This is a genomic window from Pedobacter duraquae, assembly GCF_004362245.1.
Taxonomy (GTDB): Bacteria; Bacteroidota; Bacteroidia; order Sphingobacteriales; family Sphingobacteriaceae; genus Pedobacter; species Pedobacter duraquae.
This window is the reverse complement of the sequence record NZ_SNWM01000002.1, coordinates 1,226,581-1,252,210: the sequence shown is the minus strand read 5'-3', so window position 1 is coordinate 1,252,210 and position 25,630 is coordinate 1,226,581. Positions and strand designations below refer to the sequence as shown.

Genomic DNA, 25,630 nt, shown 5'->3' with positions numbered 1-25,630 from the left:
ATGACAAAGGAAAAGTCCTGGTTCTGGCCTGTGCAAATATTGATTTGGCTGATTGTTGGTCTGCTGAATTATCTTGTGCAACATTTTAACGGGAGTTTTCCTTTGGGTATCCAGATCATCAACCTCGTAGGTATGAGTTGCGGGGGATTACTGGTCACAACTATATATCGTTTTTATCTAAAGAAAATCCGGTTCAACTACAGCTTGAGGGTCGGTAAATTTATCGGTTTTGTATTGGGACATGCTGGTATCCAGTCTGTTTGCTGGATGGGTTTTATCATGCTTATTTCTTTGCCCTTTGTAGGAGAATACCACATCAGGATAATTTATCTGCCATTTAATATTGTTCCGTTGCTTACTTTGGTATTGGTCTGGGACCTCGGGTATCTTACTTACCACATCATCAAAAATGCCCACCTGCGGGAAGTAGAGAAATGGAAGATGGATGCGGAGGTGCAGAAGGCGCAGCTAGGTTCGCTGAAGGCACAAATCAATCCGCATTTTATGTTCAATACGCTGAACAATATTAGGTCTTTGATCTTGGAGGATCCACAGTTGGCGCGGGAAATGCTGACTAGATTTTCGGAGCTTTTCAGATACACCCTGCAGCATTCTGATGATCGGGAAACAACGGTAGCAGAAGAACTGATAATTTTAAGACAGTATCTGGATCTGGTTAAAATGCAATATGAGGAGAAACTGCAATATTCAATTGACGCTGGGCCGGAGGTTTCTATGAGAAAAATACCACCGATGGTGTTACAGTTGCTGGCAGAAAATGCAGTCAAACATGGTATAGCGCAAAGCGCTGACGGGGGAATTGTAGCCGTTTCCGTTCATGCTGATGCAGATATGCTTCAGATAGTCGTAAAAAACACCGGAAGTCTTCAAATAGCCAGGCAACTTGAGCATGGTTTGGGGATAGGCCTAAACAATATCTCCGAACGGTTGCGTTTGCTTTACGGAAATCAGGCGAAGCTGACTATACATGAGGAACATCCTTTCGTAATTGTTGAAATCTTAATTTTAAACTCATGATCAGAGCGGTTATTGTTGAAGATTCACGTTTGGCACGGCAGGAGCTAAAGGAGCTACTTAAAGTACATTCGCAAATCCATATTATTGCTGAAGCGGCTTCGGCGGATATAGCCCTGGAACTTATTAAAAAGGAAGATCCCGATCTTATCTTTCTCGATATACACCTGCCTGGCAAAAGTGGATTCGATTTGTTGGCTGAACTGGACTATTTACCCGCAGTGATCTTCACTACGGCGTTTGATCAATACGCGCTTCAGTCTTTTAATTACAATACCGTTGACTATCTCTTAAAACCTATTGTTCCTGATAGGTTGGCTGCTGCAATACAGAAGTCGGAAGCCCTTTTGGGTGCAGCTAAACCATTACCAACCGCAGGTCGGTTAAGTGCGCAATCACGCATCTTTGTTAAAGACGGAAGCAAGTGCTGGTTTGTTACCTTGAGCGATATTCGGTTGTTTGAATCTAAAGGTAACTACACTCAGATTTTTTTTAACAATGATAGTCCTCTGATATTAAAGACGTTGCAGCAATTGGAAGATACGCTTGATGAAAAAATGTTTCTGAGGGTAAACCGGCAGCAAATTGTTAACGTCAACTTTATCAGCTCTGTTACCGAATGGTTTGGCGGGCGATTAAAGTTGACGCTCAATACTGGCGAAAGCATAGAGGTGTCCCGCCGGCAGGTTAGTAAGCTCAGGGAGCTTTTTAGTCTGTAGGCCTATTTTTTATTGGGATACGAATAACGCTTTCTGTACTCCATTTTATTTTCAACGGCGTTTTAGCATCTGAAATTGTTTCTTTACTTACGTCTTTTCCGGTGCCATAATTGATTTGAGCAAAAGAGTTTTTGTCGATGTTCAACACGATCAGAAGTCTGCTTCCTTTGCTTAATTGTTTGCTAATTAGCCGTGTTCTTGAAAAAGGTATTGTTTCCAGTTTGCCCGGTTTTAGTAGTTTTCTATTGGCCATATCCTCTGCATAGCTGGCTCGCCCTAGAAAATAAGACAATTGAAAATATTCACCCGCAGGGGTAACTTCATAAAGTACAACACCGATATCCATGTCTTTTTTGTTGATGATGGCTTTAAGCGTTCCGTTGAATATGCCGTTCAGCTCCATCTGTTTCGTAAGGGGTTCGGTCAAAAAGAACAGACCATTTTCAGTGTCAATTTCCTTTTTTATAATTGGATCGGGATAATAGTCATTATTGGATGAGCTACGATCGGCGAGGTCTACTTCCTGGCTGATGAATCCCGGTCTATCTGGCTTTGAAGAAAGTACATGAAAGTTTGTACCATCCATTCGATCAGATAGATAGAAGGTCAGCGTGGAATCTGCCATTTGAGAAATGGATGCTGTATGTTGCCAGGTATTTGTTCCCATTATCTGATAATTGATTTTGTCTTTTAGCAGACCTGGCTTTTTTCCGTCTTTAAGGATATAGTCAAGCCATTCGAACGTGATCTTTCTTGTATTGATTAGCGCCACGCTATCCACCTGATATCCCCTTAGTACGGAGGTGCCGCCACGTTGCGCACCGAAATGATCGTAAGGGCCGATAATGAGGTAATGGTTTGCCTGAGGATTATATTTATAATGCTCGTTTAGATAATGCATAGCAGATATCTGCCCGTCATCATAATAGCCTGTGATCGACAATATCGGGATATTGATTTTTGCATATTCCTGTTTATAGGGTACCATGGCTTGCCAGTACGCATCGTAAGAAGGGTGTTTTAGCCAGCGCTGCAGCCAGGGATTAGCTTGCCCGTCTATGCTGTCGATTCTGTTATATGCAGCGCCGGTTTGGTACCAGGTGTTCTGCATTTTCCGGAATCGAGCATTATCTGAATTGATCTTGTCGTCAGTATATTTGTTGTTTGTTACGTAAAAAGCCCATTGGTAATTGGCATTCAGAAACACGTTATTTTCCATTGGCAATCCCAGACCGGGTATGGCGGCAACATAGGGAACGATAGTTTTAAGTGCAGGATGCGGATGTTTAAGTGCTGCCCACTGCGCATATCCAGAATAGCTGCCTCCGTACATGCCCACTTTTCCATTGCTCCAGGGTTGTTTAACAATCCAGCTGATCACAGCGTTGACATCATCTACTTCATGTTCGTATGGCGCTATCTGATCAGGACTTAAGCGTTTGCCGCGCGTATCGGCAACAATGCCGACGTAGCCGTGGTCTGCAGCAAAGGTTGCTTCCTGCAGACTTCTGTTTAAGTTGGAATAGATAAAAAACATCAGCGCTGTTGGCTGTGGTTTATCTACGCTTTTGTTGCGTACTACTACTGCGGAAAGCGTTGCACCGTCGTCTGTTTTGATAAATACGCTGTCCTGGATGATGTAATCAGATTTGATTTCGGTAGTGCTTTGCGCATGGCAAAAACCCGCGGTGATTAGGCATAGCAATGCCATACAGAGTTTTCTGTTCATATTTTTTTGATTATATTTTTAAAGGATTGTTCTGTTTTTGAATCTTACGGTTTGTCGGTCTGAAGCTTCAAATAATTCTCCATTATTTGAGCTGATCAATAGCCGGCCAGCGGCATTTGTCTTTATTTGGGTTACGAATTGGAGATTAATGATCTGAGCTCTATTTATCCTAAAGAATAATTGAGGATCCAGTTCTTTTTCGAGGAGGGTCAGTGACTTTTTGATACAGATGATTTGATTGCCAGTATGTAGCTTAGCATAGTTATCCATAGATTCTATAAGATGCACATTTGACCAGGTAATGAAGTGGTATTTGTTGCCGTCCTTTAAAAAAAACTGTTTAGTGCTGTCTGTATTAAATTTCATCAGTACCTGAGCAATTGCTTTCGCAAAGCGTTCTGTTCTTACAGGCTTCATTAGGTAATCTAATGCGCTTACTTCGAAAGCTTTCAGGGCATATTTGTCAAAGGCGGTAACGAAAATCACCTGAGGCGTACTGTTCAATTCTTCGAGTAGTTCAAATCCAGACTTGCCCGGCATTTGAATATCTAGTAACAGTAGATCAGGTTTTTCCTGATTAATCATGGTTAGCGCCTCGTCTGCGTTTTTCGCTTCGCCGATTATAAAGAATTCCGGGAAGCTGGCTAGTAACCTGCGAAGTTCTTGTCGTGCGGCGCGTTCGTCGTCTACAATTAAGGTTCTGATCGGTCTCATGTCAATGGGATTTTGATAGTCGCTAAAACTGTTTGATCAATCTGCTCCATGATTTCAAATGAAGCCCGCTGTCCGTAGTGCAAACTCAGTCGTTTTCTTAGATTCTTTAGGCCGATTCCATTATTTCTCTTTAGGTTTAATATACCCGGATTTTGCACTAAGATGTTCAGGTATCCCTGGTTTTTGTTGATTTTTACCGAAATGCAGCCACCATTCTGCTGTGTGCTAATACCATGTTTAACTGCGTTTTCTACGAGGGTCTGAATGCTAAAGCGTGGAATCATCAGGGTGTTGCAACTTTCGTTGATTGTAAATTCCTTTTCCAGACGTTCCTCAATACGGAGTTTTTCCAGTTCGAGGTAATCGGTAACCAATTCCACTTCCTCAGCGACGCTGACAAGTTGCAGATCGTGCTGATCAAGACTTTTTCTGAGCAACTCTGATAATAAATCAATTCCCCGGCGTGCGGAATCTGCATCTTCAATGATCAATGATTTAATAGCATTGAGTGCATTGAAGAGGAAATGTGGGTTGAGTTGGCTGGATAAATTATGGAGCTGAGCTTCTTGCGTAATTATAGCTAATCGTGCATTTTCTTTCGCAATTCTAATTTCCCGTTGTGCATAATGATAAAGGTGATAGGCAAGGAGCCAGATTGACATCAGCCTGATGCCGGCAATAAATATTGTGGGGCCGTTAATTTCTATGAAGGTTAAAAGATCCTGCCTATAATCGGGCATTGCCAGTCGGCGTAAGAAGTAGATCTTAAAAATGGTGACGACACTATAGGCTACTGCCATAATTAGTATAGAAGGTACTATCCTTTTTACTGTTTCATCGAGGGGTAGATTCTGCCAGCCGTTTCTGATGACAATATTTCGGTACTGGTGACTGAGTACGACATAAAACGCTACATCCGTTACAAACTGAAGTGCCGCCAGTGGAAGTTGAAAATGTTGACCTATTAAACCAGTATACATCCAATATAAGGCGGCAACCGACCATCCGATAAGCTGACATTTCCAATAGAGACTAAGATGTAGGTTGTTGTTCAAGGTTGTTTTGTTATGAATACCCAAAGCAACACATTTGACAATATAAATGAAAGAGAAAATACAGGACTGCGGGATATTGGGTATAAACGCGGAAAGTTGGATGACCTTTAAAATAAAAAGTGCAGGAGATTAATCATCCTGCACTTTTTTGGAGCCAAGCTATTTAAGGCCAGCTTTATCGTAGGTTGTTATTTCAAAAATTGAATTACAGCTTTACCATCTGGGTTCGTCAATTTAATTTCCAGAAGTTTTGCCACAGTAGGAGCAACGTCTTCAAGGCCTATAGATTCCAGTACAACACCTTTTTTAACACCTGCTCCGGCGATAATGAAACCTGTTTGAATATCAGCGACATCAGGATAGTATCCGTGAGCACCACCTTTTTTTGAACTGACTAAGGGTCCGGATGCTCCATCTTGAATATATACACCTTTGGCTGCCGCCAAGGCAAAACTAGCATGTGGATCTGCACCTATCTTATCAAGCTCAGGTCGCTCAACGATCCTGTACATGTCTTTATATTCCTGTGGAAGCTCAGCTAGTTTTTTGCGAACTTTCGCAAGTGTAGCTCTGTCCTTCAAATCCTTGAGGTGAAAGAATGCTGATCCACCGGCAGACTGGAATTTGGCAACAGGCTCTTCTGCACCAACTTTAGTATCGATCCCGATTTCTTTCAACCATACATTGGGAGCCAGAACTTTGTTGTAATCTAGAAATCCATGGTCACCAGTGATGATGATTGTGGTGCTATCCGCGAGTCCCGAACGTTTCACTGCATCCATAAGATTCATTACAGCGTGATCAGCAGCAGCAACGGCCTTGCTGACGCCGACCCCTGAACGACCTTCCTTATGTTCTGCTCCATCAACACCAGCAATATGAATACTTAGCAGACTGGGCTTATACTTGCGGAAAATATAAGCGGCCATGCGGCTGTTATTTTCATCCATGGCAAGCGAAGTCAGGTTCAGGTCTTCCATCTCCACATCGCCAATGGCATATTTTTCCATTTCTTCCAGTAAGCCTTTTGGTGTTGCAAATTGCGATACACCAGTCTTTCTATCGGCCATGTTGGTGGAAGACCAGATTTCGGGCAAGTTATAATCAACCTCCGCACCAACAGATACCGGCCAGGAGATGGAAGCTGATTTCATTCCGCCTTTTCTCACTGCCTGCCATAACGTTTCTGCCTTGATCTTTTTACTGTCAGTCGTCCATTCATATACACGCGAGTCATTTGGCATTGTATTATAATAGATACCATGTTTCACAGGGAAAGTTCCAGTGATGAGGGTGGTATGAGAAGGATAGGTAACACTTGGAAAAATGCACCTTACGCCCTTTGCATAAGAACCTTCAGCCATGAGTTGCTGCAAGTTTGGTGTCGGCCAGCTTTTATCCAGATAGAAATCTGGTCTGAAGCCATCAATACTAACCAAGATTACGTGTTTACCCGACTGTGCAAATACAGTGGCAATACTTGTTAACGCTAGTACAGCGCTGATAGAAATTGTTTTTATGTAGGATTTCATTTTTTGAAAATTAATTGATGAATGGGAAGATTTCTTTGGCTGTTTTGTTAGCTATTAATATTTTGTTCATGTCGTACTTCATCGTAACTACTCCAGTTGTCGTGTTATTGGTGAAGTCGTCCATCCCCTTATTTAAAGGAATGAAGGAAGGAATCTGTGCAACAAGATCTGCAGTTTTAACATTAGGGTTGTTCAACTGCTCAGTTTGTGATACCGGGTATCTGATGCCAAGGTCGGTCATCCTTCTGCCTTCAGCAATAAAGATCTCCTGTCTCATTCTGTAGACCAGATAAAGTAAAGCATCCTGAGTAGTTGCGGAGCTGATGTCTGCTGGAGTAACCAATGTTCCGGAGATTGTAGACACGTTAATGTTAGCAGTTTTCCTGTTAAGCACATACCCTGTTCTCTCGATATCATTAGCATCAAACTTTACCTTTACTGCTGTCAGTGGGTAGTCGAGCCTGTTACCGCCATTTCTGGTTTCCTTGTTATCATTGAGTGATATAACTAGTCTTTTAGCAACAACATCCGTTAAAAGATTTTTCAGCGTTGTTTGTGCAGCCGTTAATTCATTTGCGGAAACCTGAACCTCGGCCAGGATAAGGTATGCTTCTTCAGATTTGATATAGCTCACGGGCTTCTGATCCAGGGCTATAGTTCCTGTATTGTAATACTTAGGATCCAGGAAGTCTAATCTGGGCAGGGGAGCAAATTCATTCGTTGTAGAAGAAAAAAGATACGTCTGGAAATCATTAGAAGCACCATTTTGTCCGTCAAAGACTTGTTGTTTGAGCAGCAGTGGATTCGCCATCGCTGCTGTTGCAAAGATCCTTGCCTGAGCAGCGTTACCCATATCGTAGTATACCCGGGCTTTAAGCAAGGTATACGCTAGTTTCTCTGTTGCGTCTGTTTGTAATGCAATGGCCTGATCAAGGGCAGTGATGGCCAGGTTATAATGGGTAGCCGGACTAAGTACTTCACCCTTATTGGCGCCTGGAAGTCCAATAAACAGCTCTCCACTTAAGATATGCGAATAAGCATTTATAAAATACATTTCTGCCCTTTGTACATTTGTTGTTGTTTTATCGGCAGCAACTACGATTGACAGCCCATATTCTGAGAGTTCTCTTAAGCGTTGTATAGCAGACTGGATGCTATTTACATCAAGATCATAGTTGTCGATCTGAGGAATATCAAACAGTTTGCTGCTCAGGGTTCTATTGTTGTAATAATTATCTGAAACCAGTTCAGTATTTACTATTACCTGATTCATTGTCAGCGCCATCTGCCTTCTCATTCCTGTGAGCCATGTTGTGGTCACATTGGTTGTAGTAAGGTAAACATCATCAGTGATATTAGGATTGTCTTTTGTACAGCCCAGGATTGTCATGCCTGCTGTAACACCAATTATAATCGTTTTTATGAATGTTTTCATGTGTTTTGCTATTAGAAATTTACGCGTAAAGAACCTACAAATTGTCTTGGTGAAGAATAGGTAGAGTAGGATATTCCACCTGTGGTTGCACCATTTTGTCCCTGTGCACTACCACTAATAGTTGCTTCGGGATCGAAGCTGGATGCAGAGAAATTTAATGGATTTACTACAGAGAAGCCGATATTTACACCTTTCACTGCTCCGTTCCAGAATTTAGGCTTAAAACTATACCCTGCGCCAATTGTCCTAACTTTGATGAAATCTGTTTTCTCTACAAATCTATTGGTCACATCAAGCCATCTTGTTCTTCCACTTTTGTCGATCTCTGCTTGTGGAATTCCTTCTGTTGAAGTGCCATAATTAAATCTGAACTGCCTATCGAATGACACAGCATATGCACCTTTCTGATAATCTGCATTGGCAAAGACATTGAATGATTTGTATTGGAAATTCATGCCCATGCTACCAAATAAATTAGGAATGGTAGTTCCGAGATCTTGTTGTGCTGTGGTACTAGTTAATAATCCATCTGCGTTAAACTCGGCATAGTTACCTCTGATAAAGCCGATCGGATAACCTTCCTGCACTACTGTTTGTACTGTTCTGGCACTGAAACCATTGATTGCGAATGCCGCTGCACCCCCTGAACTTAATACTTTATTATAAAGCGTATTTATGGATAGGTTGAATCGCAAGCTATAGTCTGTTGTTTTAATAGGCGTAAGGACTGTATTAAATTCCAGTCCGCGGTTTAGAATCCGACCTGTATTCTGCAACTGGCTGGTTTGTCCAGATGAAGGAGCTGGCGGAACAATGAATAACGCATCGTTGGTGATGGAGTGATAGAATCCTCCGGAGATAATGATGCGATCATTTAAGAACCCAAGATCGATTCCGGCCTCAATAGTTGTTGTTTTCTCTGGTTTCAGGTCCGGGTTCCCAGGCTGACCGAATGAAGCAGCCTGATCTCCGTTAAAACCAATAAAAGATATGGTCCGCTCATTGGCGTATGGAGTCGGGAAGTTACCGGCGATACCATAGTTACCACGGATTTTTGTCGAGGACAGCACATTTGAAATTCCTTTGAAGTAATTTTCTGCACTTGGGATATAGGAGAATCCTATTTTAGGATAGTATTGAATTCCGATATTTTTTCCGAAGGCAGAATTACCGTCTCCACGCAAGCCAAGGTCGAGGAACATTTTATTTTTGTAACCCATGTTCTCTTGGAGGTAAAGACCATAGCTCGTTACTGCCGAGAAATATTCGTCGCTTGTGCGGGTGGCGGCGATACTGATGGTAGCGGCACCATCTCTGATGTTAGATCCGAGGTACTCAATCTGGTGGTCTTCATTTCTGAACAACTGGCCACCCATGGTGGTGATAAACGAGAAGTCATTTACTTTAGCTTCGTACTGACCGTTGAATTCAAAAGTCAATCCCAGATAGTTCCTGTCAAAATTATCTATACTTCCCTGCGTTGTGATGTTTGTGTTGGTGGTGTGCGACAAGTATTTATTTGTGGTAATGATTTGCTGGCGCTGGGCTCTGTAATCAACACCACCTGTTGCCTTAAATGTCAGATTTTTTAATGGCTGGTATTTGAAAACCTGTGAGGTCTGGAACCTGTTTACACTAATTCCATTATTTTGTAATGCTTCTGCTTGATCAACATATGCCTTTATGGAAGCATATTCATCATCAGTCATTGCATCAAGATCACTTTTGAACCTTGGTCCGGTAATGGAGGAAGCCCCACTCTCGGCAAACCACAACCCTGTGTAACCACCTTGATTACCGTTACGGCTACGTTTGTATTTGTTATTGATATAGCTGAAAGAACTTTCATAAGTTACTTTAGAACCAAGAACAGCTCTCAAGCCTGTCCTTAAATCAATTCTTCTGTTGCTGTTCTGGTTGTAAATCTGCGTTCCGGTACTGTTTTGAAAACCACCAGAAAAACTATAGCCAAACTTGCTGTCGCCACCATTGAGCGCCAGGTTGTGCTTCTGATAGAAACCATTTTCAAATAAAAGGTCTTTGGTACGTTTAAAATGCAGAAAATCTGTTGTAGGTGTTTCCAGTCCTAACTGTGTTTCTACGGTGATGTCCGTTTTGTCGCCACCCCCTTTTTTCGTGATAATCTGGATTACACCGTTGGCAGCATCAGAACCGTATAATGTTGTTGCAGCTCCACCATTTACGAACTCAATCTTTTCGATATTGTCCATCGGAATGTCTGCTATAGAACTAATTGCAGCTCCGGTAGCACTTCCACCACCAAGCGCAGCTCTAGTGTTCAGGTTGTCCATACGTACACCGTCGACGTAGATGATGGGTGTTGAGCTGATGAATGCAGAGTTAACACCTCTTGAGCGGATGATAGATGTTGCACCCGCTTGTCCACCAGTGAGCTTAATCTGTGCATTAGGTAGTTTAGATTGCAATAACTGATCTATCCTTTGCGCAGGGATATCTTTTAGATCTTTTTCAGAAATGCTGACCACGTTAGAAGACAATCGTCTTTTGCTGATGTCAATTCCCTGTCCGGTAACAACAACCTCATCAAGACCCAATAAATCCTCTTCCAGTTGGAGATTGAAGATAGTTGTTGTGCTATTGCGCAATACTGTATATTCTCTGGCTTTATAGCCAATTGATTTAACCTCTACAAGAACATCTTCTTTGTCAGTAGGTACAGACAGTCTGTAGTTACCTTTGCTGTCTGTCTGTGTAGCGGCGCTGGTTCCTTTCACTTTAATGCTCACGCCCGGCATAGTCTGACCAGTACGCTTGTCTGTTATCGTTCCAGATATGATAAGCGGAGGGAAAACCTTTTTAGTGTTAATCAGAATATAGGTATCGCTGATCTGGCGGATATCAACATTGGGATAATTGATAAGTCGCTCCAGCACATCGGATACCGATTGTTGTCTGGCTTCGATGTTAATGGTTTTGTTGTTTCCTGCATCGCTGTTTTTGTAACCGATGATAAATGGGGTTTGTTTTTCTATGAGATCAAGTACCTTTCTCAGTGGAAGATTTTTTACTGATAGATCTATTTTTACGTCCTTCATCGACTGAGCAGTAGTTGTACCGGCGTAGATCAGTGCGTTTGAAAGAAAAAGCAGTGCGATTGTTAGCTTCATTTTTAAGTTAAAAAGTAACCGTATCGGGCTTTTGTAAGCCTGGTAAATATTTTGCATATTTGAATAAGTTTTTAATGTTTTTACACGATTCATTGGGAACGATGGGCATTGCTACAATGCGCATGCAGAGCCGGAAATGTTAGCGCAGTTCCGGCTTTTCTATGTCTGATTGTTACATGGTTTTTATTTAATTATGATCTGATTAGTTTGATATATAAATTGTCGTTTGGTAAGCATTGATAAGATTTCGAGAACATTCCGCATAGATTCGTTTTTAAATCGGATGTTGTACCGGTCATCGGCATTTGTTTTACTTTTAATAATCACCTTGATGTCGTAATACCGCTCCAGTTGTTTTGCGATATCATTTATGTTTGCATTGTCGATATATAATTTGTTATCGCGCCAGGAGGTAATAGGGCCAGTATCTTCCGTTCTGAGCTCGCTTTTACCCGTAGATTTGTAATAGCTAAGTGTTTCTCCTTGGGTCATTCCGAGCGCAATAATCTTTTTATGCACGCCCTGCTGCTCTGCCACCCGTACTTTTCCCGTAAACACCGCGACCTTGATTTTTTCCAGGTCTGGATAGGCATTGATATTGAATGATGTACCAACTACCCGGGTGCTTATATTTGCGGTGTGAATGATGAAGGGCTTGGTTTTGTCTTTGGCAATGTCGAAAAAAGCTTCTCCAGAAAGCGAAACGTTTCGGTCATGTTCGCCAAAGTCTTTTGCTATGACAAGCTTACTGCCCATGTTCAATACGATCTCTGAACCATCAGCCAGGGTGATCTTCTTTTGTGTTCTTCTACCCGAAAAAATTGTTGTTTCGTTTTTTGAGGAGTCTTTCAGGTCGGACCGATTAGTAAGAAACAATCCAACACCGGATATCAGGATAATTGCTGCAGCATATTTCAGATATGCTTGTAAAAACCATTTTTTTCGTTCCCGGGGGAGCTGTGCTTTTAAATATCCCTTGATACTATTTTCAAGTTCGGATTTCGAAACAGGATGATCAAGTACAGGTACCTCATCATTTTTCACGCCCAGGTTTTGATACCAGGAATCTACAGCCTCAGATTCTTCCGGACTGGCCGTATGTTGCAGATATTTTTTAAGGATTGATTTAAGCTCCTTCGGCTTGTTGTAGTGTGACATCGTTACTATAGAGATCACACCAAAGGGTGGGAGGTACTTTAAGCTAATGTTATCAGTAGATCAATTTATTTGCAATGAAGTACACAAGCTAGTGCAAGCACGAAACTAACCGTGGTATCTGAGTTATTATGTTTACTGATCTTGAACCTGACGGCGTTAAGTGCGGAAGTGATGTTGTTTTTTACAGTTTGTTCAGAGACAGATAATTTGAGTGCGATCTCTTTGATGCTGAGTTCCTGATCTCTGCTAAGCCGGTAGGGCAGCTTTAATCGTTCCGGAAGTTTATCTACTTCGGAATCTACCAGTTGTTGGAGTTCTTTCAACAGAATCTGATCATCAGCCTGCGTTGTTGAAATAGCGTTTACAGCCAGGTCTAATGCCGTTTCGTCTGCAATAGTTATGGAAGGTCTGGAAAAATAATTGATAATATTATACTTTGCTGCGCGGAATAAATAAGGTGCTAGGCTACCCCGATCATCAGCCATAAGTGTGGATCTATTTTTCCAAAGTCCGAGAAAAATGTCCTGAACGATATCCTTTGCATCATCGGTGTTTTTAATTTTCAACCAGATGTGTCGATATAAGTCTTCCCAATATCTATCTACCAAGGTCGTATATGCGACATGGTCATCTTTTTTTACCAATTCAACTAAGCTACTATCCGAAGGAAGTTTCATAAACTCCGACAAAACTACAAGGACACTATAAACTCCATATTAAGTTATGGTAAGGGATTTGGAGTGGTTTGGGCGGATATTATTCGAATTCGTCATCTTCTGAGTCGTCCAATAACATTGATGTCATTTTATGTGGATCGTCCAGGAAACGTTTGTACAATTGGTAGGCGTCGGTTTCTTTATAATTTACTTTTGCTATTCCTTCTGGTGTAAGTTGGTAAATTAAAGCATTCGGGTAAGCCAGAATAATAGGTGAATGTGTGGCGATGATAAACTGTGATCTCTTGTTAACGAGCTTGTTTATCCTTACCAGCATCGCCATTTGGCGTGTAACGGAGAGTGCAGATTCAGGCTCATCCAACATGTAGAGACCATCACCGCCAAAGCGGTGCATAAAAACGGACCAGAAAGATTCGCCATGGGATTGTTCATGAAGGGATTTGCCGCCGTAAGAATCTTTTATAGGTGGGCCCATGCCCTCTTTGTCCAGTTTGTCTATTTGCGAAGCCACGTTGTAGAAACTTTCGCCTCTTAAGAAGAAACCATCTTTCATCCTGTAGGGGCCTCTACTTATTCTTAGGTAGTCTGTTAAATTGGAGTGTGTCGCTTGAGTATTAAAATTGAAGTTTTTAGTACCGCCTTCCGCGTTAAATCCAAGACTTACTGCAATAGCTTCCATAAGGGTTGATTTCCCCATGCCGTTTTCACCAATCAGGTAGGTTACCTTGGGATGGAAACTGATTTTATCTATATTCTGGATACAGGGGATGTTAAAAGGATAGTTATTCCGGACGTTGTCTGGAACAGTGAGTTTGACGGTGTCGAGATACCCTTGGAAATTTTTCATGAGATGAGCGGTAGACGCTAAATTAACGAATAATATCTAAAAATCGCGTTTAATGATAATTTGACGAAGGGGTACACATTCGCGTGTAAATAAATTTGCTAATCGGCCTTTGAAGCTCTTTGAAGGCACTTCTCGTTTTTGTAAAAAAATATTTTCGACGTTTAAATGGCTTAAAGGCCAATTTTCCCTTTTTTTAGTGGGGGGGTGTATATCCTCCGCAATTGTTATAAATTTTCTTGACTTACGATGTTTACAAAAGGTAAATTGATGCGTGCATCGATAGACCAGGCAAATAGCCGGGATAGCGTTGCAACAGTTGATATATTGACAAACCGATTATAGCGATGAGTAAATTGCTATCGGATCGGTTTGTAAAATTGAAAGGTACCTTTTATGATATGCACCCTATGGGAAGGGCGTATCATATTTTACGGTGTATTATTGGATCTGTGGTGTCAAATGTAGCTGATGAAATAGCTTCCGAAAACATTCATCACATAGATTTGCACAAAACGATTTATTCACTTACTTTTTTCTAGATAGCTTTGAAAATGGATCGACAAATTTAGCGCTGTATAAATTGAGCTTAACGTTTATCTGACGATCAGGTCTGTAAATTAACAAAGTAATTAAAGAGTAAAACCCAGTAGAATTCTTATATCAAACCATTCACATGAATCGCATTTCTCTACTTCTTTTCGCCTTATCGGGTATTTGTTTTTCTGCAAAGTCTCAACGCTTTGAGAAAACAGCTTTAGGTGCGAAAGTCAACATAAACGAAACGACCACAGAGATTCAGTTTTATAGTCCCGGGATTGTAAGAATCCTAAAATATCCGGCGAGCAAAATATTTACGAAAAGAAGTCTCTCTGTAACAAAGAGTCCAGAAACTGTAGCCTTAAAAATCGTACAAAAAGGCGATGTCCTTATGCTGTACAGTAAGGATTTGAAAGTTGTGCTAAATGTTCGAGACGGTCAAATTAATTTCAATAAATCTGATGGTAAATCTCTGCTAAAAGAAAAGATGGCGGGAGCATCTTTTACAGATTTTAATGATTCAGGAACAAAAAGTTACACCGTCGCTCAATCATTTGTTTTGGAAAAAGAGGAACCTATTTACGGACTGGGTATTCTTCAGAATGGCAAACTATCTCAACGCAACCAGAAAATCAAAATGGTTCAAAATAATACCTGGGATTTTATTGCTTTTTTTCAATCGGTAAAAGGGTATGGGTTGTTTTGGGACAATTATTCTCCAACTACATTTAACGATACGGCTGAAGAAACTTCTTTTTCTTCTGAGGTGGGCGATGGGATCGATTATTATTTTATCTATGGAACTAATGCAGACGGGGTTGTGTCGGGCATGCGAAAACTAACAGGGCAAGTGCCAATGTTTCCCTTATGGACTTATGGTTTCCATCAAAGTAAAGAAAGATACAAGAGTCAGGCCGAATTGGTAAGTGTAGTTAAAAAATACCGGGAACTTGGTGTTCCACTAGATGGAATTATCCAGGACTGGCAATATTGGGGGAATAACTACCTTTGGAATGCAATGGATTTTCTTAATCCGGAATTTTCCAATCCGCAAAAAATGATAGATGATGTTCATCAGCTAAATGCCCACCTACTGATCTCTGTGTGGTCATCCTTTGGTCCTGCAACCAAACAATACCGGAAACTCGACAGTTTAGGTGCACTTTTTAACATTGGGACGTGGCCTGAATCGGGCTTAGAAACATGGCCACCAAATATGGATTATCCTTCAGGCGTGCGGGTATACGATGCGTATAATCCCAAAGCAAGAGCTATTTACTGGGACTTTTTAAATAAAGGACTTTTTTCCAGGAATATTGACGGGTGGTGGATGGATTCTACTGAACCTGATCACTTGAGCTACAAGCCATCAGACATGGATACTAAAACTTATTTGGGTTCTTTTCGGAAAGTACGCAACGCTTATCCATTGATGACTGTAGGTGGGGTATATGATCATCAAAGGGCAGTGAGTTCAGACAAACGGGTGTTCATTTTAACCCGTTCGGCCTTTGCCGGACAACAACGATATGGTGCAAATACATGGTCTGGTGATGTTACGTCTTCATGGGAGTCGCTGAGAAATCAGATCCCTGCCGGACTGAACTTTGCACTTTGCGGAATTCCCTATTGGAACAGCGATATTGGCGGTTTTTTCGCAGGTTCGTACAACAAAAGTTGGAATGACGGCTCTGGTGCTAAAAATCCACTCTTCCAGGAACTTTATGTACGTTGGTTACAATTTGCTGTCTTTACACCAATGATGCGTTCGCATGGTGCAGATGTGCCCAGGGAAATTTACCAGTTTGGAAAAAAAGGTGAGCCTGCATACGACGCGATCGAGAATGCAATTAAACTCCGTTACAGCTTATTGCCTTATATTTATTCGACGGCTAGAAAAGTTACTAATGATCAATCAACTTTTATGCGTGCGTTAATGATGGATTTCAGTAACGACAAAAAAGTGCTGGATATCAATAATGAGTACCTCTTTGGCCAGTCACTTTTAGTAGCACCAGTAATTAATGCACAATACACACCCGAAACCGTAGTAAACGTAAATGAAGAAACTGGTTGGAATCGTAATGTTACTAAAGGGAATACCATTGCAGCCGTAAATTTTGAGCAAATTAAATCAAAGAAGGTTTATTTGCCCGCCGGAACTATGTGGTACGACTTCTGGACTAACAAAAGATACGCTGGCGGACAGGAGCTAACTACAGCTACTAGCTTAAACACTATCCCTTTATTTGTCAAAGCCGGAAGCATTATTCCTATTGGCCCCAACGTTCAATATGCTACTGAACAAAAATGGGATAATTTAGAACTCAGGGTTTATGAAGGTGCTAATGGAACGTTCATGTTGTATGAAGACGAAAATGACAACTACAATTATGAAAAAGGTATTTTTGCGACGATTACGCTAAATTGGAATGATAGCAGCAAGACCCTGACCATAAGTGACCGCAACGGTAGTTTTCCAAACATGTTGACTAGTCGTACTTTCAAGATCAAATTGATGACGGCTGGTGGAACTGTACAAGGAGCTTATAGAACAATATCATATACAGGGCATAAAATATCTTTAAAACTGTAATTCCTGATCTAAACTTTTTTTAATAAGTGTACTAGAATAATTAGATTAATAGCTGAAACCGCAGCAATTTCAAGCAATAATAGAAAAGCCAAATATCAATAATATGATGAAGCTCCAACAATATTTGTTAGCATTACTTCTGGTGTTTTTGTTCCATTTACCTAAGCAAAGTACTGCTCAAAACACAGTGAGCGCACCGATTCCGCCAGAAATAGAGAATCCAGAACTTCTTGGTATTAACAAAGAGCCGTACCACGCAACGCTCATGCCCTACGCAAATATGCAGGAGGCATTAGTTGCTAAACGGCATGCATCATCATTAAGCAAATCGTTAAATGGAAATTGGAAATTTAATTGGGTGCCAAGGCCTGAAGAGCGACCTGTTGATTTCTACAAGCCTGAATTCAACGTTGCGGACTGGAAAGAAATACCGGTACCATCAAATTGGGAGGTGCACGGATATGGGACCCCATTTTATCGTAATCTTGGGTATACGATTAAAAAGGACTTTCCACACGTAATGAGCGAGCCTGAAAAATGGTATACTTCATATAAAGAACGCAATCCGGTAGGAAGCTACCGAAGAACGTTTGAAGTTCCTGCCAGTTGGATTGGCAGACGTAATTTCATTACGTTCGATGGTGTTGATTGTGCTTTCTTCATATGGATAAATGGACAAAAAGTTGGCTTTAGTGTAAATAGCAGGAATACAGCCGAATTTGATCTCACCAAATACCTCAACCCTGGGCAGAACATGATTGCTGTTGAAGTATATCAGTACAGCTCGGGAACCTGGCTCGAAGATCAGGATATGTTCAGGTTGCACGGGATTTTTCGCAATGTAACACTATGGAGCGCACCACAAATACACATCCGGGACTTTTTTATAAAGCCTGATCTGGATCAGAATTACAGGGATGCAACAATAGATGTAACTGCGAAAATCAAAAATTACAGCGATAAAGCCGCTAAATCGCAAACGCTAGTGGCTACATTGTATGATAAGGAGGGTAACGAAATTGCAGCAGGCAATGTGAATAGTAAGGCACTAAAAGCCAATCAGGAAGAAGTGGTTCAGGTGAATTTAAGCGTTAAAAATCCACTGAAATGGACAGCCGAAACTCCAAATTTATATACCATGGTTATTAGCAGTTCTCAAGGTGAGTTCTTGTCATCAAAAATCGGCTTCCGGAAAATAGAAATTAAAGGACGCATTTTTACGGTCAATGGCGTTCCTATTAAGCTGAAGGGTGTGAACCGACATGAACACTGGTCGGATGTTGGGCACGCAATTACTGAGGCCCAGATGATAGAAGATCTGAAGGTAATTAAGCAGGGAAACTGTAATCATATCCGTACTTCACATTATTCTGATGACCCCAGATGGTACGAGCTCTGCGATGAATGGGGGATTTGGCTGGTAGCCGAGGCTAATGTTGAATGCCATGGCTATGATAGTCGATTCGATAACGAACCCACCATCAAATCTGCAATTATTGATCGCAACATTGCCAATATAGAGAATTTTAAGAATAGCCCATCGGTTATTATATGGTCTTTAGGCAACGAGTGTGGCTGGGGCCCAACACCAAATTTCGTTGCGGCAATGAATGCAGTAAAGGGTTTAGATCCCTCGAGACCCATTCACTACGAAAGGTTTGGTGTTGGCAAAAACAATCCGGCTGATTTAGATGGAAGGATGTATGGAACTGCACAAGATTACGCGCGTACTGCCCAGGATAAAAGCCTGACCAAGCCTTTCTACATCTGTGAATTTGTACACGCCATGTTCAATTCTATGGGGTCGCTTGATGAGTATGCTGAAGTTTTTGATAACAATCCAGAAATATTGGGCGGTGCAATATGGGAATATCAGGATCAGGGTTTGTGGAACAAAAGAGATCCAAATCATCCTATATTGGCGTATGGTGGTGGCTTCGGTGAAGCACCAAACGATCACTATTTTATCCATAAAGGGGTAGTGTCTTACGACCGGGCAACTTCTGGTAACAATGTCAAGCCACATTTTCCTGAAATGAAAAGAGCATTTCAGTGGATTGACACCGAATTGACTGATCCGATTTCGGGAGAAATTTCTATTAGAAATAAGTTTCAGTTTATCTCATTGAATGGATTTGCGGCATCATGGACACTCACTGAAAATGGAATAGAAATAGCAGCCGGAGAAGTTAATATAGCCCGTCCAATTGGTGCGCGCTCAACGGGTAGGGCATATATTCCATTTAAGATCGCACATCCGAGAGCTGATGCCGAATATTACCTTCGTATTTCTTACCGGCAGAAGGAAAATACGTTATGGGCAGCGAAGGGTTATGAAGTGGCTACTACTCAATTTAAGTTGCCAATAAATACGCCGTCTGGTGCTGTGTCAAAAGCAACACAAGGAGTAAAACTCTCAGAAACAGACCAGGTAGTTACTGTGTCGGGTAAAAACTTTTCATTAACGTTCGACAAAAAAACAGGGTTTATCGGTCAGTTATCAAAAAACCAAACCAACCTGATTACTTTAGATGGAGCTCCGAAATTGCATCTGTGGCGTGCCCCTCATCGCACCGATGACGATTGGGCATACCGGCAATGGGAAAAATTTGGCGTAACCACACTCCAGTACAAACCCCTGTCATTTAGTGCTAAAGTTGTTGACAACGCTACGGTGACTATTACATCGACAACTAAAGCTGAAGGAAAAGAAGGTTTTGCAGTTTACCATACCGCAACCTATTCCATTACCGGAGACGGTTCGATAAGGGTAGATAACCAAGTTAAATTTATTGGACTTCCTATTAACCTCGCCAAAATTGGCATTCGGATGTTACTTGATAAGAAACTGGATCAGATGAAATTCTTTGGACGCGGACCTTTCGAAAACTATGCGGATAGAAAAAGTGCCGCTGAAGTAGGTATATACACCTTGGACGTTAACAAACAATATGCGTACGAAAAGCCCATGGAGCGAGGCAATCACGAAGATGTCCGTTGGGCCGAACTGAGTGGAGCGGGTATACCTTCATTATCGATCCAGTCTGACGAAAAGCTAATGCAGGTAGCTGCATTGCCCCATACCGATGAGCAAATGTATCCTGTGGAATATAAAATTGATCTTCCGGAAAGTTCGGCTACGGTGCTGAGTGTGTCTACTAAAACGCTCGGTGTAGGCTCTAATAGTTGTGGTCCGCAACCGCTGGAAAAATTCAAGGTAGCCGCCCGCGATACTTCGTTTAGCTATACTATTAGGCTTTTTGGTTCTGCAAAATCTGAATAATCAGTTGTCGTTGTGGTAAATGGTATGCATAACTAATTATTTCATGAAGTTATGATGGTGGTGCTCGAACGTTTACCATTAAACCAAATCAGCTGATCTTATCCGTTGATTGTGATGTTGGGTCAAGTTCCTGATGATTCTTGATCAGAAAGATAGTAAATTTGAAGTAAATCATCAATGCCCTTATATGCTTTTTCATTTTAAAGACCAGTTTCCGGAACTGGAGCCATTTCTGGAAAAATACCGATCATACCAGCAGCGCCTCGATGTTGGTGCTAAAACCATTTTGCTGGAAGAGGGTAAGGTATCTGGACAGTATGTTTTTATTGAAAAGGGTTGTGTACGCCTTTTCTTTAATAACGATGGACTTGATAAAACAGTGCAGTTCTTTTTTGAGCATGAAGGGCTGACTTCCCTGGAAAGCTTTGTAGGTAATGTACCAAGTGCATTTACTATAGAAACTATAGAACCCTCGGTGATTTATTTGCTTCCTAAAAAATATGTGATCGAGCTTATAGATGATTTAAGTAGGGAGCCGCAATTTTTCAAGATGATTATGTCGATTTTTGCCCAGCGACAAAGTCATTATATCAATGAGTTCGTGTCTTTTATTAGGGATACGCCCGAACAGCGCTATCTGAAACTGCTAACTGATCGCCCGCATATCATTCAGCGTGTTGCTCAGCATTATATCGCTTCTTATCTCGGCGTCAGCACTGTACATCTCAGCAGGATTAAAAGTAAACTAGCTAAAGGCAACGCTCATTTCTAAACTTGATAACAAATGTTATCGTTCCTGCAGAACCATCCTGGCTAATTTTGTTTCATAATATTTAAGAAAATGAAAGCAGCAGTATTATTTCAAAAGGGGGAAATGCCTCAATATGTCGATTTCCCAGATCCTATTGCAAAAAATCATGATGAAGTGGTTGTTGCCGTGAAAGCGGTAGCTATTAAACATCTGGATAAAAGTCGTGCAAGCGGGAAACACTATTCTACACTTAAACTTACACAAAAGGAAAGCGTTGTTGGCGGCGACGGAGTATGCACGTTGGAAGACGGCAGCCGTGTATATGCTATGGCTGTAAACGGGATGGCAGCGGAAAAGGCGGTGGTTTATAAAGATCGGATGGTTAAAATTCCTGCACTGTTAGACAACATGACGGCAGCAGCGTTGCCTAATGCCGTTATCGGTTCTGCGATGGCTTTACGGTTTAAGGCAGATATTCAGCCTGGTGATATTGTGCTGATCAATGGCGCAACGAGTTTTACCGGGCGAGTGGCCGTTCAGATTGCTAAATACTATGGTGCAAAAAAGGTGATCGTAACTGGCAGAAATCCAGGTTCTCTAGCTGAGTTAGCCGTATTGGGTGCTGATGAGCAGGTTTCGCTATTGCAGGATGACACGCAAATTGTTGAACAGCTTGCGCGCATACACATGCAGACGCCTATCGACGTTGTTATCGATTATTTATGGGGACATACTGCAGAGCTATTGTTGTCGGTAATCAAAGGTGATGGCTCCTTTACCAACCAGATCAGGTATGTTTCTGTAGGCAGTATTGCAGGCGATCTTATCCAATTATCTGCAGCAAGTTTGCGGGGTACAGATCTTCAGTTAACAGGTTCAGGACTTGGCTCCTGGTCAAAAAAACAAGTCGGCCTGCTTTTCTCGGACATTCTTCCCGAAATGTTCGAACTAGCCGCAGCAGGCAAACTGAAGATAGAAACCATAAGCGTTAAATTGGAAAATGTTGCTGAATTATGGGACCTGGAGGTTTCTGGTGGCAAGCGTTTGGTGCTAAGTGTAGGATGATCTGATGACTACGGCTTTTTGAAAATCTTTTTTGCTTTTTCCTCAAACTCCGGAAGTTTGCGCTTATAGTCTTCCAGATCCCAGGTCATTTCCATCGCCTTGGCGTATTGATCCATCGGTATCAGACCCATAGATTTTCTCCTCTCGTCTACATGGTCAGGGTCTTCTATCGGGTAAAAATACAACTGTGCAGATTGCGGGTCTCTTATCGCCTGACTGCCATATGGTTGTTTTTTGCCTTCACGCATCTGTACACGATCCTCCATAATGGCAAGATTGCTTGAAAGTATTTGTCCACGTTTTTCTGCCGAGCGGATCATGGGCAGATACTTTTTTTGTGTAGCGAGGTCTGCATGCTGCAGGACAAGGAACAAAGCCTGACTGGCATTTAAACCTACCTGTTCCGGGCCAAGCCAACCGTACTTATCGATAATTGCGTTTACTTTTTCGAGATTCTCGTGGTCTTTAGTCAACATGATCTTTCTCAGGCTATCAACTACCGGCTGCGGGTCTTTACGTTTTAGCGCTTGCGCAAAGGCTTCGCGCGGTTTTTGATCCTCAATGTAAATGCTATCCAGTGTTTTTGTAAGTGGTTTGATAAATTTGTTGCTATCAATATTGAATGACGTTACTTGTGCTTGAACTGCTATACTTGTTAAAGTAACAGTTACTAAAAGGATATACTTTCTCATGCTTATTTAAATTTCAGCAAAAATGCAGGATGCCGCGGAGCTCGATGGTTAATGTAAGGTTAATGAAAAGTTAATGATGTTTCGATTGTCCGGTTTTTTCTTTCTGCAATGTATCTTTGAGTACTATGAAATTCCGCTCCAAAATACGGGCACTAATTGCTGTTAGCCTAATCACCCTGGGTTTGCTCATTTATATTCAGTATGAGCTGGTGAGCCAGAATTATAAGCAAACATTGGCGCAATACAATCGGGAAATCAAAGCAGTTGCCGTCCCCATCATCACGCAAGGTAAAACGCTGCAATTTGAAATTCTACCAAACCTGACTGCTGATATCCGATCTTTTTCAGGTAAACAGGTCTCGGACGATGTGCTGATCGGATACCTGGCGCGTAAAAACGATTCGTTAACCCGCGTAATCAGCGCTTTGGTTAATTTAAACTTTCAAAAAACAGATCAGCTAAAGAACGGAAAATATCTATTCAGATTCGAGGGGTTCAGTGTTCAGATCAATGGTGTTGTGCACAATATGTTGGCTACGCAAAACAAGCTTTATCGAGATTATGAACGTAATAACGCTGCCAAGGATTTACTCAAATTGGCATCGTTCAAGGGGTCTTTTGATTTAACCATCGACGGTGCAAAAAATAAGGATAAACAGATTAAAGTTTCTTTTTCAGGTATGCAGTATGTGGATGTGGTAGCTATGGGGCAGGTGGTGCTCCACAGAACAACCCGGACCTTTTTATTGGCAACTGCGCTTCTGTTATCCGTAGGATTGCTTTTCTATCTAACGTTTAGTGCTATAATACGTCAGAAAAAGATCAGTGATATTCAAACAGATTTTGTGAACAATGTTACGCATGAGTTAAAAACACCACTCAGTTCGGCCAGTATTATTGTAAAGAGCCTGTCTTTACCCGAAATACGTGAAGATGCCAATCTTTTTGATGAATTACTTGGATCACTCGCGAGGCAGCATGAGAAAATCCGGCAAACGGTAGACGAGGTTTTGGAAACTGAAATGAGCAACTATCGTCAGATTCAAGTTGAACTATTAAATATAACTGATTTTCTTCGTGCCTATATTCAGGATGTCAGACTTGAGGCGCATCAACTGGTTGCTGATATTGAAACATCAACAGTCGAATTACGTGGTAATAGAAAAGTATTGGAAAAGGCCCTGGATAATCTGATCAGCAACGCCGCTAAATATAGCCTGTCAGGAACCGATATCAGTATCGACACTTTCGTGCTTAATCGTTTTTACCTTATCAAAATTACAGATAAAGGCATCGGTATTGCGTATAAACATCAGCGCCTTGTTTTTGATAAATTTTATCGCGTACCGGAACAAAACCTCCATACCGTTAAAGGACTTGGGCTTGGTTTGTACGTAAGCAGGCAGGAAATCTCACAGATGGGTGGTGATCTGATTCTTGAGCACTCTACTAACGAGGGGAGTACTTTTACTATAAAATTGGCACTGTATGAAAACTAAGGTGTTGATTGTAGAGGATGACATAGACCTGGGTAATCTATTAAGCAGATATCTGACTTTAAATGGCTTTTTTAGTAACAGGGTATATAACGGTCGCGAGGCACGGGAAGAATTAAATAATAACACCTATTCGATCCTAATCATTGATGTGATGATGCCCGTTGAGGATGGATTTAGTTTTGCTGCCTATCTTTCTGAAAAACATCCTGAACTACCATTTTTGTTCGTAACCGCGCGCAAACTAAAGGAAGATGTTTTGTTTGGGTTAAGACTTGGTGCCGATGATTATATCGTGAAACCTTTTGATGTTGACGAATTGATTTTGCGCGTTCGGAATATCTTAAAACGAAACAAGCCCTTAGATCGAGCGGGAGGTACGGTCATTCAGCTGGGGAATTCCGAATTCGATCCGGAGAATCTGACATTGGTCGTTGGTAGTGCTGAGAAAATACTTACTGAGAAGGAAGCCGGTTTATTAAAATATTTATATGATCACGGTGATCAACTGATTAAAAGGACTGATATTCTCCATGCTTTGTGGCAAGAACAAGATTTTTTTAGCGGTCGGAGTCTGGATGTATTTATTACCAGGATTCGAAAATTATTGGCGGATGATACTACAGTTAGTATTGAAAGTATCCGGGGAGTCGGGTTTAGATTAAAGATTTTTAAAGATTGATTCTATATTTCTTTCCTGGTAAGTATGTGCATATTGAATAAACAATTAGATAACTAAAAACTAAGGATTGTGTGTTTGAAATCGTTTGATTTTAATTACAAGATTATAAATGATCAAAGCAAGGACAGTCCAATAAATTGCAAGTCCGATAGCCAAAAATGGTGGAGGCGGATCCGGCAGGTCCATTAAAGGCAACACAGGACCAATCAAGACAATTTTAACTGGGTACAAAATTGTGGCGACTGCACTTTTCCAGCCTGTAAGGGTGTCTGTTCTTAAAAAGGCTGCTCCGCTTTCAGGTATGAGTCGGACGACTGATCGAATACCTAGGTTATATAAAAAAAGAAAGATAAATCCAGATGTGAGGAAGATAGCTACAAATTTCTTTTTGGTCGTTTTCATGAGCTGAGACTGATTAACTTCACTTTGAATTGCAAAGTAAATAAAATACTTTGCAATTCATATAAAATATTAGGTA

The 25,630-nt window shown here is 41.3% G+C and carries 19 protein-coding genes; 8 read left to right on the top strand and 11 right to left on the bottom strand.

Translation table 11 applies throughout. The features are described 5' to 3' along the window. Positions 1-1,038, top strand: coding sequence for a sensor histidine kinase (locus tag CLV32_RS11390; RefSeq protein WP_133555480.1), 1,038 nt, complete (start codon positions 1-3; stop codon positions 1,036-1,038). Next, a complete protein-coding gene (locus CLV32_RS11385; protein WP_133555478.1) occupies positions 1,035-1,754 on the top strand; it encodes a LytR/AlgR family response regulator transcription factor in 720 nt (239 codons plus the stop codon). Before CLV32_RS11390 ends, CLV32_RS11385 begins: the two co-directional genes overlap by 4 nt. On the opposite strand, the gene CLV32_RS11380 is transcribed toward CLV32_RS11385, so the two are convergent. The 9 genes from CLV32_RS11380 to CLV32_RS11340 form a co-directional block, all read right to left on the bottom strand. Next, complete coding sequence (locus CLV32_RS11380; RefSeq protein WP_208110988.1) at positions 1,744-3,483, bottom strand: CocE/NonD family hydrolase; 1,740 nt, start codon at positions 3,481-3,483, stop codon at positions 1,744-1,746. The genes CLV32_RS11385 and CLV32_RS11380 overlap by 11 nt on opposite strands. A gap of 18 nt (positions 3,484-3,501) precedes the next feature. Next, entirely contained in the window at positions 3,502-4,197 is a 696-nt protein-coding gene (locus CLV32_RS11375; RefSeq protein ID WP_208110987.1) for a LytR/AlgR family response regulator transcription factor, read from the bottom strand. After that, positions 4,194-5,252, bottom strand: a complete 1,059-nt coding sequence (locus tag CLV32_RS11370; protein ID WP_133555476.1) for a sensor histidine kinase — start codon at positions 5,250-5,252, stop codon at positions 4,194-4,196. Before CLV32_RS11370 ends, CLV32_RS11375 begins: the two co-directional genes overlap by 4 nt. A 188-nt stretch (positions 5,253-5,440) precedes the next feature. Then, positions 5,441-6,784 carry an alkaline phosphatase family protein gene (locus tag CLV32_RS11365; protein WP_133555474.1) on the bottom strand — a complete coding sequence of 448 codons (1,344 nt, stop codon included), beginning with the start codon at positions 6,782-6,784 and terminating at the stop codon, positions 5,441-5,443. A gap of 10 nt (positions 6,785-6,794) precedes the next feature. Further along, complete coding sequence (locus CLV32_RS11360; protein WP_133555472.1) at positions 6,795-8,219, bottom strand: RagB/SusD family nutrient uptake outer membrane protein; 1,425 nt, start codon at positions 8,217-8,219, stop codon at positions 6,795-6,797. 11 nt (positions 8,220-8,230) lie between these two features. Continuing rightward, positions 8,231-11,368 (bottom strand): TonB-dependent receptor domain-containing protein, encoded by a 3,138-nt coding sequence (locus CLV32_RS11355; protein WP_166641932.1) that lies wholly within the window; start codon positions 11,366-11,368, stop codon positions 8,231-8,233. Between the two features lie 183 nt (positions 11,369-11,551). Beyond that, positions 11,552-12,526 (bottom strand): FecR family protein, encoded by a 975-nt coding sequence (locus tag CLV32_RS11350; RefSeq protein ID WP_133555468.1) that lies wholly within the window; start codon positions 12,524-12,526, stop codon positions 11,552-11,554. 65 nt (positions 12,527-12,591) lie between these two features. After that, a complete protein-coding gene (locus CLV32_RS11345) occupies positions 12,592-13,203 on the bottom strand; it encodes an RNA polymerase sigma factor (RefSeq protein ID WP_133555466.1) in 612 nt (203 codons plus the stop codon). A 79-nt stretch (positions 13,204-13,282) separates the two neighbouring features. Beyond that, entirely contained in the window at positions 13,283-14,050 is a 768-nt protein-coding gene (locus CLV32_RS11340; RefSeq protein WP_133555464.1) for an AAA family ATPase, read from the bottom strand. 673 nt (positions 14,051-14,723) lie between these two features. On the opposite strand from CLV32_RS11340, the gene CLV32_RS11335 reads away from it, so the two are divergent. The 4 genes from CLV32_RS11335 (at position 14,724) to CLV32_RS11320 (ending at position 22,282) form a co-directional block, all read left to right on the top strand. Further along, entirely contained in the window at positions 14,724-17,183 is a 2,460-nt protein-coding gene (locus CLV32_RS11335; protein WP_133555462.1) for a glycoside hydrolase family 31 protein, read from the top strand. Positions 17,184-17,286: 103 nt separating this feature from the next. Next, a complete protein-coding gene (locus CLV32_RS11330) occupies positions 17,287-20,466 on the top strand; it encodes a glycoside hydrolase family 2 TIM barrel-domain containing protein (RefSeq protein WP_208110986.1) in 3,180 nt (1,059 codons plus the stop codon). A gap of 187 nt (positions 20,467-20,653) precedes the next feature. Continuing rightward, positions 20,654-21,238: a Crp/Fnr family transcriptional regulator gene (locus CLV32_RS11325; protein WP_133555460.1), complete on the top strand. Its 585-nt coding sequence runs from the start codon at positions 20,654-20,656 to the stop codon at positions 21,236-21,238. A 69-nt stretch (positions 21,239-21,307) separates the two neighbouring features. Beyond that, positions 21,308-22,282: a quinone oxidoreductase family protein gene (locus CLV32_RS11320; protein ID WP_133555458.1), complete on the top strand. Its 975-nt coding sequence runs from the start codon at positions 21,308-21,310 to the stop codon at positions 22,280-22,282. An 8-nt stretch (positions 22,283-22,290) separates the two neighbouring features. On the opposite strand, the gene CLV32_RS11315 is transcribed toward CLV32_RS11320, so the two are convergent. Continuing rightward, entirely contained in the window at positions 22,291-22,974 is a 684-nt protein-coding gene (locus CLV32_RS11315) for a DUF6624 domain-containing protein (RefSeq protein WP_133555456.1), read from the bottom strand. 125 nt (positions 22,975-23,099) lie between these two features. On the opposite strand from CLV32_RS11315, the gene CLV32_RS11310 reads away from it, so the two are divergent. Both CLV32_RS11310 and CLV32_RS11305 read left to right on the top strand, forming a co-directional pair. After that, on the top strand, positions 23,100-24,473 hold the full coding sequence (locus CLV32_RS11310) for a sensor histidine kinase (RefSeq protein WP_133555454.1): 1,374 nt from the start codon (positions 23,100-23,102) through the stop codon (positions 24,471-24,473). Then, positions 24,463-25,152: a response regulator transcription factor gene (locus tag CLV32_RS11305; RefSeq protein WP_133555452.1), complete on the top strand. Its 690-nt coding sequence runs from the start codon at positions 24,463-24,465 to the stop codon at positions 25,150-25,152. Before CLV32_RS11310 ends, CLV32_RS11305 begins: the two co-directional genes overlap by 11 nt. A 60-nt stretch (positions 25,153-25,212) precedes the next feature. Here the strand turns inward: CLV32_RS11305 and CLV32_RS11300 are convergent, their stop codons facing one another. After that, positions 25,213-25,554 carry a hypothetical protein gene (locus CLV32_RS11300; protein ID WP_133555450.1) on the bottom strand — a complete coding sequence of 114 codons (342 nt, stop codon included), beginning with the start codon at positions 25,552-25,554 and terminating at the stop codon, positions 25,213-25,215. Between the last annotated feature and the right edge of the window lie 76 nt (positions 25,555-25,630).